This window comes from Yoonia sp., from assembly GCF_046498525.1.
Lineage (GTDB): Bacteria > Pseudomonadota > Alphaproteobacteria > Rhodobacterales > Rhodobacteraceae > Yoonia.
The window spans coordinates 1-6,210 of record NZ_JAWOAN010000025.1 but is presented as its reverse complement, the minus strand read 5'-3'; the positions used below and the strand labels follow the sequence as shown (position 1 = coordinate 6,210).

The window sequence follows — 6,210 nt, the reverse complement described above, 5'->3', positions numbered from 1 at the left end:
ATCCCGATGGACGGCGGCACATTTGGCATCCCGCTGGCTGATCTGATCGACGTGGCCGAGGAAATCGCGCGTCTTGAAAAGACCTTGCAAAAACTGGGCAAGGAACTGGGTGGTTTGCGCGGACGCCTGAACAATCCTAATTTCGTGGCCTCTGCCCCGGACGAGGTTGTTGCAGAAGCGACAGCGAACCTTGCCTTGCGCGAAAACGAAGAGGCACAGATTAAGGCGGCCATCGCGCGACTGGCAGAGATCGGCTGATACACAGGTGGGCGGTCAATGTACTGCCCATCGCTCAATCTGACACAGGCTACACCAGAAGGGTGACAGGTACTGCGCAAAAAATCTGCGCCTTAGAATATCCGTTTCGGGGCGTGTCATTGCTGCGAACTTTTCGTAAATATGAACAGTTGCACAGAATCCAGGCAGACGGTTATCTAGCTCCATGACAAAACCAGCATTGACCGCACTCGCCCAGACCCTCCCCGCGTCCGTTCCTTTCGTCGGACCAGAGGCGCAGGAACGCCAGATGGGCCATCCATTCAAGGCCAGGCTTGGCGCCAACGAAAGTGCCTTTGGCCCGTCGCCCAAAGCGATTGCCGCGATGCAAAAGGCCGCGGCAGAGGTCTGGATGTATGGCGACGCCGAAAGCCATGATCTGCGGCACGCTCTGGCCACACATCACGGGATCGCAGCGGAGAACATCATGGTCGGCGAAGGTATTGACGGTCTTTTGGGGCCTTTGGTGCGGCTTTACGCGGGCCCCGGCGATGCAGTCGTGACCTCTGCGGGTGCTTATCCGACCTTCAATTACCACGTGGCAGGCTTTGGCGGAGCGCTTCACACAGTGCCTTTCAAGGAGAATTGCGAGGATCCTGACGCCCTGCTGGCCAAGGCAGCCACGGTCGGGGCAAAGCTGATTTATATCTCGAACCCCGACAACCCGATGGGAAGCTGGCACAACGCAGAGGTCATGCAGGAAATGATCGACCGCTTGCCACCGGGTTGTCTGCTTGTGCTGGACGAAGCCTATATCGATCTGGCCCCAGATGGCACCGCCCCCCCAATCGACCCCGATGCCCCCAACGTCATCCGCATGCGCACCTTTTCCAAGGCACATGGCATGGCGGGAGCACGTGTCGGCTATGCCATCGGATCGCGCGATGTGATCAGCGGCTTCAACAAGGTACGCAATCACTTCGGGATGTGCCGGATCAGTCAGCAAGGCGCACTTGCAGCGTTGCAAGATACCGAATGGCTGGCGCATATCCAAAACGAAGTTGCAAAAGCCCGCCAGAAGATCAAGGAGATCGCAAGGCAAAACGGACTGACGCCTCTGCCCTCTGCGACCAATTTTGTGACCATAGACTGCGGGCGGGATGGCGACTTCGCCCGCGCTGTCCTTGCGGCCCTCGTTGGCGAAGGCATCTTCGTCCGGATGCCCTTTGTCGCACCTCAAGATCGCTGCATCCGTGTCAGTTGCGGGCCAGACCCCCAGATTGAAGCTTTCGCACAGGCGCTTCCACGCGCGCTGGCCCAAGCGCACGAAAAATTAGGATGATTTTTGTCATGCTGCAGGTAATCTTTTGAATCAGCAAAGGATGAATGATGTCGCACCGCCCGACTCAAGCCGTTGAAAACTACACCGATGCGTTTCTCGGAACGCTTTTTGTTTTTCTTTTCATGGGTTTTTGGGTAATTGCGGCTGCTGTCGGTTATCTATGGGTTGCTGTCACCGCCTACGGCCTGCACCATTTCTTCAAATGGATCGACCGCGTCAAGAACAGCTAGGCACGCTTTGCCAGTGCTTGTGCCGCCGCAGCAAGCGCACCCTCTCCATGTGGAATGTTCAAGGCCTTGAGGCCCGCATCGATCGTGCCGAGAACTCCCATGATCATATGCCCGTTCACATGACCCATATGACCGATACGGAAATAAGCATCAGCAGGCGACCGGCCAAGTCCGATCCCAAGGGTCAGACCGCACTGATGTTCACACCATTTACGCAGCGCATCACCAGTGGGCGAACCAATACCTATGGAGGTGACCGCATGGGATCGATGCGCCGGATGGGCGATGTTAAGGTGAATCGGACCTTTGGTCGACCACGCGTCAAAGGCCGCCCAAATGATCTGGGCCAGCTTTTCATGGCGATCAAAGACAGTATCCAATCCTTCGGCCTTGATCATGTCCAAAGCTGTGCGCAGACCGTAAAGATGATGGGTCGGTGCCGTGCCGTCGAAATATTGGAAATACATTTCCGGCTTCACACGCGGCCGCCAGTCCCAATAGGTCGTGACGCGATCCCCTCGCGCAGCATCGGCCTTGGCGTTGAACCAGACAAAGCTCAGTCCTGCAGGGGTCATTAGACCTTTCTGGCAGGCCGAAACCATCACATCAACGCCCCATGCGTCCATTTCAAAGCGGTCACAGGCAAGCGAGGCGATGCAATCTGCCATCAGCAAAGCCGGATGGCAGACGCTGTCCATGACTGCGCGCAGACCTGCAATATCGTTCTTGACGCTGGTAGAGGTATCAACATGCACCGCCAGCACCGCTTTGATCCGGCCCTCTTTGTCTTGCGCCAGAATCTCTTCGACCTGTGCCATATCAATCGGGGCCTGCGCCCCATAATCTATGGTTTCAACCTTGGCCCCCAACCCCTCTGCCATTTCGCCCCAACCAATACAGAACCGACCCGTCGCAAGGACAAGTACCGTGTCCCCCGCAGAAATCGTATTGGCGAGCGCCGCCTCCCAAGCGGCATGGCCGTTGCCGATGTAGATGGCCACATTGCCTTCTGTCATGGCGATATCTTTGAGGTCAGGGACAAGGCCATGCGTCAAGTCATGCAACTCTCCCTCGTAGATGTTGGGTGAGGGACGATGCATCGCCTGCAAAACCGCCTCTGGCATGACAGAGGGACCGGGGATAGCCAGATAGGCGCGACCTTGAGACAATGACATGGGGGAACTTTCATAATGTGTTGCTTCCCGCGGACATTATAGCGGGGCAATGCGGGGTCAACCTTGCTCAGCTTGCCCTGCTACCCCATTTGCGCGTAGACGATGCACAGGACAGATCGTAAAAGGCCTTTGATGCCCCTTCCCATCCCCCAATCCGGTTCCGAAAAGCAGCAGTCCGCCTTCACGCTGTTCAGTTGGCTATGGCGGGATTACTTGCGTGAACACAAGTGGTTGCTGGTCGGCGCAGTCGTCTTCATGATGATTGAAGGGTCAATGCTGGCGCTTATCAGTCGTATGATCCAGCCGATGTTCGATGATGTCTTTGCCGAAGGGGACAGGAACGCACTCTATTTCGTCGGCTTCGCGATCATGGGGATTTTCTTTGTCCGCGCCATCACGTCTTCGGGCCAGCGCATTCTGATGTCCTTGATCACGCAACTTACCGCGGCATCCATGCGCAAACATATGCTGCGGCATCTGATGTCTCTCGACAGCGGCTTTTTTCAGGTGCACCCACCGGGGCAATTGATTGAACGGGTGCAAGGCGATGTGAATGTGATCAACAGCGTCTGGAGCAGCCTGCTGACCGCCGTCGCACGCGATCTGGTGTCTCTTATCGGGCTTCTTGCGGTGGCGTTGTGGATCGACTGGCAATGGACGCTGATTGCAATCGTCGGCATACCGCTTCTGATCATGCCGTCTTTGCTCGTGCAGGCCTATATTCGCCGTCGGTCGCGCAATGCCCGCGAAATTGCCGGTAATATCTCGACCCGCCTTGATGAGGTGTTCCACGGGATCAACCCCATCAAGCTGAATGCGCTTGAGGCCTATCAGGCGCAACGCTATGACAAATTGATCCGGCAGGGTGTGCAGGCAAGCATGCGGACCTCTTATGGTCAGGCCGCTGTCCCTGCGCTGATCGACATCATGACCGGCATCGGTTTTCTGGGAGTCATGCTCTACGGCGGGTCCGAAATCATCGCAGGCGAAAAAACCAATGGCGAATTCATGGCATTCTTCACCGCTATGTCCCTCGCCTTTGATCCGTTACGCCGCTTGGGCCTGATGAGCGGGCAATGGCAAATGGCAGCCGCCAGCGTCGAGCGATTGCAATACGTGCTGAACTTGCATCCGACCATCCTGTCGCCTGCAAAAGGCAAGACTGCGCCGAAGGGCTCACCGAAGGTCGCTTTGGATAATGTGCATCTGCATTATGGTGAACTGCCTGTCCTGCGCGGTGCCAGCTTTGTTGCCGAGGCTGGCAAGACGACCGCCCTTGTCGGTGCGTCCGGCGCAGGCAAAAGCACCGTGTTCAATGTGTTGACACGGCTGGTCGAACCCAACAGCGGCAGCGCCCGGGTGGATGATACCCCGATCTCGGACTATGACCTTGTTGAACTGCGTGGCCTGTTCTCGGTTGTGACGCAAGACGCAGCCCTCTTCGATGAAACGCTGCGCGACAACATCCTGCTGGGCCGCGAAGATGTCGATGAGGCGCAGCTCAAATCCGTTCTGGATGCCGCACATGTCACGGATTTCCTGCCCTCGCTTCCCGATGGGCTCGACAGCCCCGCCGGCCCGCGCGGATCGAACCTGTCAGGGGGACAGCGCCAGCGCGTGGCCATTGCGCGCGCGTTGCTGCGCGACACGCCCATCTTGCTGTTGGATGAAGCGACGAGTGCTCTTGACACCAAATCCGAAGCAGTTGTCCAGAAAGCACTGGAAAAGCTGTCCAGCGGACGCACGACCCTAGTGATCGCACATCGCCTTTCGACGATCCGCAATGCGGATTCAATCGTCGTCATGGATCAGGGGCGGGTGGTCGATCAGGGCGATCATGCTACACTGATGGCGCGTGGTGGGATCTATGCAGACCTGCACCGCCTGCAGTTTTCACAATCAGAAAGCAAAGATGATGCCTGAACGGACTGTCCTTTCTATCAGCGGTGATGATCGTATTTCATTCCTTCAAGGGCTTGCGACGAATGACGTCGCAAGGGCCAATGGGTCTATCATCTACACCGCCTTGTTGACACCTCAAGGCAAGTTCATTGCCGATTTTTTTGTCATTGGTCAAAAAGACCGGTTGCTCGTTGATGTGGCGACATCCCATGCGCAAACACTTGGGCAGCGCCTGACGATGTACCGTTTGCGGGCCGCCGTCACGATTGCACAGACGGATCTGATCGTGTCACGCGGCACAGTCCCCAAGCCAGAGGGAGCGTTCGACGACCCGCGACATGACGCTATGGGATGGCGCGCCTACGGCGAGACGGATATCAGTGATGACACCGACTGGGATGCGATCCGCGTCGCGAACATGATACCGCAGACGGGTGTCGAACTGACCGGTGATACCTATGTACTCGAAGCAGGGTTCGAGGCCCTCAACGGCGTTGACTTCAAGAAAGGCTGCTTTGTCGGCCAAGAGATCGTCGCCCGGATGAAGCATAAGACGACATTGAAGAAGGGACTGGCACAAGTTGCTATAAAGGGCGACGCCGCGCCCGGCGATGCGGTCACGGCAGATGGCAAACCGGCAGGCACGCTCCACACAGTTGCAGGTGACAAGGGCTTGGCCTTCCTGCGGTTTGACCGTGCAGAAGGCGAAATGCAGGCAGGTGAAGCGACCCTCAGACGCCTGAAATAGCTTCAGGCGCGTTCGGCGTATTCGAAGGTTTCAGTGTTTACGATGATATCCTCGTCCTGACCCACAAACGGAGGGATCATGACGCGTACGCCGTTATCAAGCATCGCAGGCTTGAAGCTGTTGGCCGCAGTTTGGCCCTTCACTACAGGCTCGGTTTCGACCACCTTGCAAGTCACCTTCTGCGGCAGGCTCACATTCAGTGCCTCATCGCCGTAGTATTCGATCTTCACCATCATACCGTCTTGAAGGAACGGGCGGCGATCACCCAGAATATCGGCAGGCAATGCGATTTGCTCATAGGTCTCGCTGTCCATGAATGTCAGCATATCGCCATCCTCGAACAGGAACTGCTGATCCTTCTGATCAAGCCGCACACGTTCCACTTTGTCCGCGGAGCGGAAACGCTCGTTCAGTTTCCGACCGTCACGCAGGTTCTTGAGCTCTACCTGAGCAAATGCGCCACCCTTGCCGGGCTTCACATGATCAACTTTTACAGCGCCCCAAAGGCCGCCTTCATGCGCCAGTACGTTCCCGGGCCGAATTTCGTTACGGTTGATTTTTGGCATGGGTGAAAGCGTCTCAGATTATTAACAAAGG

At 56.8% G+C, this 6,210-nt stretch carries 7 protein-coding genes; 5 read left to right on the top strand and 2 right to left on the bottom strand.

Annotated elements, in window-relative coordinates; translation table 11 throughout:
* The 3 genes from R6T97_RS01780 to R6T97_RS01770 form a co-directional block, all read left to right on the top strand.
* Positions 1-258: hypothetical protein (locus R6T97_RS01780; RefSeq protein ID WP_410347598.1), on the top strand; the 258-nt coding region annotated here is incomplete at its 5' end.
* A 184-nt stretch (positions 259-442) separates the two neighbouring features.
* Positions 443-1,558 (top strand): pyridoxal phosphate-dependent aminotransferase, encoded by a 1,116-nt coding sequence (locus tag R6T97_RS01775; protein WP_410347597.1) that lies wholly within the window; start codon positions 443-445, stop codon positions 1,556-1,558.
* A 47-nt stretch (positions 1,559-1,605) separates the two neighbouring features.
* A complete protein-coding gene (locus R6T97_RS01770; RefSeq protein ID WP_410347596.1) occupies positions 1,606-1,788 on the top strand; it encodes a hypothetical protein in 183 nt (60 codons plus the stop codon).
* On the opposite strand, the gene R6T97_RS01765 is transcribed toward R6T97_RS01770, so the two are convergent.
* Positions 1,785-2,963 (bottom strand): pyridoxal-phosphate-dependent aminotransferase family protein, encoded by a 1,179-nt coding sequence (locus tag R6T97_RS01765; RefSeq protein ID WP_410347595.1) that lies wholly within the window; start codon positions 2,961-2,963, stop codon positions 1,785-1,787. The genes R6T97_RS01770 and R6T97_RS01765 overlap by 4 nt on opposite strands.
* A 132-nt stretch (positions 2,964-3,095) precedes the next feature.
* Between R6T97_RS01765 and R6T97_RS01760 the strand changes: the two genes are divergently transcribed.
* Entirely contained in the window at positions 3,096-4,886 is a 1,791-nt protein-coding gene (locus tag R6T97_RS01760; protein ID WP_410347594.1) for an ABC transporter ATP-binding protein, read from the top strand.
* On the top strand, positions 4,879-5,613 hold the full coding sequence (locus R6T97_RS01755) for a YgfZ/GcvT domain-containing protein (protein ID WP_410347593.1): 735 nt from the start codon (positions 4,879-4,881) through the stop codon (positions 5,611-5,613). The genes R6T97_RS01760 and R6T97_RS01755 overlap by 8 nt, the downstream gene beginning before the upstream one ends.
* A 2-nt stretch (positions 5,614-5,615) precedes the next feature.
* On the opposite strand, the gene efp is transcribed toward R6T97_RS01755, so the two are convergent.
* Entirely contained in the window at positions 5,616-6,179 is a 564-nt protein-coding gene (efp, locus tag R6T97_RS01750) for an elongation factor P (RefSeq protein WP_410347592.1), read from the bottom strand.
* Positions 6,180-6,210: the final 31 nt, after the last annotated feature.

Excerpts from the sequence above, each read along its gene's own strand:
- R6T97_RS01765 (WP_410347595.1), bottom strand. The coding sequence starts at position 2,963 with ATGTCATTGTCTCAAGGTCGCGCCTATCTGGCTATCCCCGGTCCCTCT.
- R6T97_RS01760 (WP_410347594.1), top strand. The coding sequence starts at position 3,096 with ATGCCCCTTCCCATCCCCCAATCCGGTTCCGAAAAGCAGCAGTCCGCC.
- R6T97_RS01755 (WP_410347593.1), top strand. The coding sequence starts at position 4,879 with ATGCCTGAACGGACTGTCCTTTCTATCAGCGGTGATGATCGTATTTCA.
- efp (WP_410347592.1), bottom strand. The coding sequence starts at position 6,179 with ATGCCAAAAATCAACCGTAACGAAATTCGGCCCGGGAACGTACTGGCG.
- R6T97_RS01770 (WP_410347596.1), top strand. The coding sequence starts at position 1,606 with ATGTCGCACCGCCCGACTCAAGCCGTTGAAAACTACACCGATGCGTTT.
- R6T97_RS01775 (WP_410347597.1), top strand. The coding sequence starts at position 443 with ATGACAAAACCAGCATTGACCGCACTCGCCCAGACCCTCCCCGCGTCC.